The following is a 3215-nucleotide window of genomic DNA, read 5'->3' on the forward strand; positions in this document are numbered from 1 at the left end:
CAGAGGGCCGGAAGCGCTCAGGCCAGCGCTGCCGTTACCCGCCGCGTTACCCACAGCGCCTTGGCAAGCAGCGGAGAGGCAGCAACGCGTTGCCTCGCAAGCGGTTCGCGGACCTGGGGCAGGAGAATACAAATTGCCGGGTCGCCATCGCGGCGCGTCGGATGCTGGCGCGAGGATTTTCGTTCAGGAAGTGGCGCGCTCGCCCTGTGGCGCGCTGCGGTTATGGCCCTTGCGGAGAAGTGCCGCCAGACACCCGTATCGCGCGGAGCAGCGCGGCAATACCAGGACGCGCTGTGGGACAGCCCGCACGCTTGCGGACGCGTCCTGAGCGCGTCACGACGCGGACCAAATCCAGGGGGAGCCACAGATGGACGGACATATCGCCCGAGAAATCGCGAAATCGTGTGTTTGGTGTAGGCGAAAAACCTACACCAAGAGGCCCATACAGAAACAATGTGGTAAGTCCGTCAGAGGCAAGAAGCTATGATACGCAACGTCCTGCTCCCCTTGAGCTTGCCGGATAGGACGGATCTACACCACGAAAGGCTGCAATTTCCTCGGGCGCGTTAAATGCAGCTCCAGGACCCCTTCCTGACACATATCGCGGCCCCGTGACGGATCAGAGGGCCGAGGTCACGGACTTGGGCTCCACGGGACTGCGCCTCACTATGATCGCGCTCGGCACCCACCACACGCGGAGCGGCGGTTCCCCTTCCACGACCGCCAGGCGGGCGTCCTCGCCACCCAGCTCCTTGAGCCAGCGCGCCACCGTGTTGCGCCCGGCGCGCTTGCCGTCTGGACCGCGAACGTCTTCTCGCACTAGGTGTCTCATGAGGTCCATGAGCCGGAAGTAGTGCCTCTTGGCCTCCGCGTCTCCCCACGGATGTCCGAGCAGCAGGTCTTCCTTGCGATCCCCGACCTGACGGTTGGTCAGGAACTCTGTCAGGTGTTCGAGCATGACCGCGAGCATGTGGGTGTCGGGCGGAGGCTCCTCGTGCATGATCCTTGCCATCGCCTGCCTCAGCTGATCCCTCCAGGTAGGGCACCTTTCATCGAACACGTGGTCCCACTTCTCCGCCACGAGGTCGGTGAACTTCGTGTAGCTGCGCAGCCGCGAGTACGATGGCACCTCCATCTCTCCGTCGAGGCCGAGGAGCCTGACGCGGTAGACCGGCTGCTCGTGAAGCACCTTCGTGATGCCCACGATCTCGGGCACGGATCCCGGCCCAGAGTTGGCACCGGCGACTATCCGCTCGCCCTCGATCTGATTGCCTTCCAGCGGCGGCTTGCCCTGCATCGCTCTTATCTTGTTGTCATGGTCGTTCATTTCTTGCGCTTCCCTGTGAGCACGTCGTTGTAGTCGTTGAAGCCCTCTGGCGGCAGCCGCATGTACGTCTCTAGGCCTGCGGCCTCCCATCTCCGGACAGCCCTCATCGCGGCGTCTATGCCCGCCGGATCGTCGTCCGCGAACGCGTGCACCTCGCGCACGCCAGGCGGCAGCTCGATCTTCTCGAAGTTGCCCGCCGCCATGGCGCTCCAGCACGCGATGCCGGTGAGCTGCGTGACGCTGAGCGCGGTCTCAATGCCCTCGGCCACGCCGAGCACGGCCGCGATTGGCGCGAGCCTGATCACGCCTCCGCTCCACTCGCTGAGCGCCATCTTGTTCTTGTCGAAGTCCGCCTTGCCCAGGCCGTCGCGCGCGAGCCACGTTCGATGGATCGTCGTCGTGGCCTCGGGCGGGTCACCAGGCGCCACCAGCGCGCGGGCCAGAGCCATTCGTGTCCCTGTGCCTCAGCGACGGCGCGAAGCGCAGCGCTCCGGGAACGGACAGGGAAATGCCGCGCGAGCGCAGATACGTCTCGGCGATGGTGCCGCCAGCGGGTCTCGACGAGCGCCACGTCCGCATCGCCGCGCGGTAGTATCGCGGCTCGTCGGGCGCCTTCGGCGCCTCGGGCTTCCGCCACTCCGTGTTCGAGGGTCGCCCGCGTCCGCGCCACAGTCCCATGGACCTCAGCGCCTCTACGATCTCGTCGCGGGGGCAACCGGCGTGGCACTTGATGCTGACAACCTCGCGGCCGCCGTGCATGGCGTCCTTGAGATTGAGGCTGGGATGCCGGTCGTCGTGGACGGGGCAGCGGCACTCCCACCATCCGGCCTCGCCGACGCGGCGTCCGCCGAGGGCGCGCGCGATGTCGGCGGCATTCATCGCCGAGCCTCCATTGCCGGCGTGCGTCTCACATGGTTCTGGATGCCCACACCAAACTCCTCAAAAGCCAAAGCCAAGGTCCCGGCTCCCACCGTCGCGGTCTCGCGTTTCTCCGGCTAGTCCCTGACTTTCATGGACTGGACGGGGTCGCGGTCACCCGCGATAACGAGACCGCTTCTCCAGGTCCCACACCAAGGAAGCCCTCCAGGCCCTCGGCAGCCCCCACACCTGCCGGGGGCTCATTGCGACTGCTCCTTCTCCTTGAAGTCGCCGAGTGCCTTCTTGAACCACGCGTCCCACTGCTCCTCGCTCACCGGCTCGCGCAGCGCGTCGGGGCATGGGATGGGCGGGTCGGAATAGGCGACCGCGTCCCTCAGCGTCTGGCGGAAGCGCATCTGGCTCTCGAATTCCCTCAGCGTGAGGCAGAGCCAGTGGTGGCTGTCCTTGCACCTGATCGCGAGGCGCGCGGGGCGGCCGTGTTGCCTGCCGACAATTTCAAACGGAGGTTCGGCATTCATTGGCTGCCTGCGCCTCCCTCGTCACGGCAACGAGCCTGTCCTTCCACCATTTGCGAAGCGTGCCGATCCAATCGTCCAGTTCCTTCCAGGCATAATTGCCGCTCGGATCGAACACGCCCCCGTTGGGGCACAGCACTCCGTAGAAGCAGGCGTCGTCGTTGCGAGGCTCGTTTGGGTCGGTGCCAAACGAGATGGGCCGCACGTCTCCGATCAGGCTGATGCCCCACGCCACTATCGGATGGCGCAGCAGCGAGGCGCGAATGTCGTGCGTCTCTGGATCGACGTCCCTGTGTTCGTACCAGAACTCGATGAGTTCGAACCCGGGCTGTGCAGTGACCAGTTCCTCATCAAGCCCCCTGTCTGACAGAAGGCGGATGCATGGCCTGTCGTCTGCCATGTGCGCAATAGGATCCCACCCGCCGTGAGAATTCTTCGCGTGACTGATCTCCACCACGTGGTCGAGATTGACGAGGTTGCCGGTCTTCTCGGCG

General features: G+C 65.2%; 5 protein-coding genes. All 5 read right to left on the minus strand.

Annotation, left to right across the window (positions count from 1 at the left end; all coding sequences use genetic code 11):
- Positions 1-619 precede the first annotated feature (619 nt).
- Positions 620-1327, minus strand: coding sequence for a hypothetical protein (locus tag AUC71_RS11065; RefSeq protein ID WP_069624311.1), 708 nt, complete (start codon positions 1325-1327; stop codon positions 620-622).
- Positions 1324-1776, minus strand: coding sequence for a toprim domain-containing protein (locus AUC71_RS11070; protein ID WP_069624312.1), 453 nt, complete (start codon positions 1774-1776; stop codon positions 1324-1326). The genes AUC71_RS11065 and AUC71_RS11070 overlap by 4 nt, the downstream gene beginning before the upstream one ends.
- On the minus strand, positions 1742-2206 hold the full coding sequence (locus AUC71_RS11075) for a DUF7146 domain-containing protein (RefSeq protein WP_069624313.1): 465 nt from the start codon (positions 2204-2206) through the stop codon (positions 1742-1744). The genes AUC71_RS11070 and AUC71_RS11075 overlap by 35 nt, the downstream gene beginning before the upstream one ends.
- 239 nt (positions 2207-2445) lie before the next feature.
- Positions 2446-2601, minus strand: a complete 156-nt coding sequence (locus tag AUC71_RS20315; RefSeq protein WP_204376704.1) for a hypothetical protein — start codon at positions 2599-2601, stop codon at positions 2446-2448.
- A 100-nt stretch (positions 2602-2701) separates the two neighbouring features.
- Positions 2702-3215 (minus strand): hypothetical protein (locus AUC71_RS19560; RefSeq protein WP_158007805.1); only part of this gene is annotated, 514 nt, incomplete at its 5' end.

This window comes from Methyloceanibacter marginalis (assembly GCF_001723295.1).
Taxonomy (GTDB): domain Bacteria; phylum Pseudomonadota; class Alphaproteobacteria; order Rhizobiales; family Methyloligellaceae; genus Methyloceanibacter; species Methyloceanibacter marginalis.